This is a genomic window from Oleiphilus sp. HI0061, assembly GCF_001635675.1.
Genome location: NZ_LWFE01000235.1, coordinates 1 through 1,042, shown reverse-complemented (window position 1 = coordinate 1,042; position 1,042 = coordinate 1). Strand labels below are relative to the sequence as shown.

1 protein-coding gene is annotated in these 1,042 nt (G+C 41.4%); it reads right to left on the bottom strand.

Translation table 11 applies throughout. The features are described 5' to 3' along the window. Positions 1–1,042 (bottom strand): Calx-beta domain-containing protein (locus tag A3735_RS02835; RefSeq protein ID WP_156499355.1); only part of this gene is annotated, 1,042 nt, incomplete at both ends.

The following is a 1,042-nucleotide window of genomic DNA, read 5'->3' as shown; positions in this document are numbered from 1 at the left end:
GCGTCCAAAAAAACCATCAGCATTTTGCGCTTCCACTTCGTACACAATAACTATTCGATCAACTTCATCCTTACTTGTCGAAATTGATATTGGCTTAAGATTCGTATCTGGAAGCGCAATGACCAAGTCAGACAGGCCGTCAACTAAAGCAATATCGCCAGAACGATGCCTCAAACTCAAGGTAATTACGCTATTAATATTTGAAGTGTCAGAAATTAAGGAAATTACACGGCCATTTGAGTCAATAGTAAAATCTACAGCCTCTTGTCCAATTTCACCTCTTGCAACAACTGCGTTATCGACCCAGTCATTGATAATAAACTCACTTGGCTCTGCATCAATAATATCCTCAATATCTGTACGGATAACTATTTTTTCATCTTCGCTTAAGTCGTCATCGAAATCTTCGTTCTCTAGAATATCAACGGAAATCGCCCCGTTTAGACTACCAGCAGGAATCAGCAAAACTCCGTTTTCAGGGGTAAGCAAATAATCAGACTGCTCCGCTGTTGTTTTATCTGTATCGACATAAATAGCAATTTCAACGTCTGCTACATAGGGTGCCCGTAGGTTAACGGGAATGTTGTAAGAGGAGCCCTCATTTCCTACACTTTCAATATTTGACATTGTTACGCTAGGCTCATTGTCGATAATTTCAATAGTTTTATTTGCTGAAGCAATGTCTATCAGCGCACCTTCTACCGAGGTAAATTCTATTTCAAAGGTCTCATTACTCTCAATTATCCCATCATCAATTGTCTCTACCAACACAAAACAGGCTGACTGCCCAGCCTCAAAGACTACCTTACCATCACCCTCTGCAATTGAACGATAATCAACATCAGGGCGAGCATACTCTATGTTCGAGGCGTTTCTTTCTCGCAGATCTGAGCTGTATTTGGATGTGGTTTTATAATAAGCAGTTGTCCGTTTTGAGACAGGTGCCTCTAATTCAACAAGGAAAGCTGCAGGGTAAACATGCACGCCGTCGACATCCCTACGGCCTAAACTTATGTCACCAACTTGGTTACAAACGAGGGTG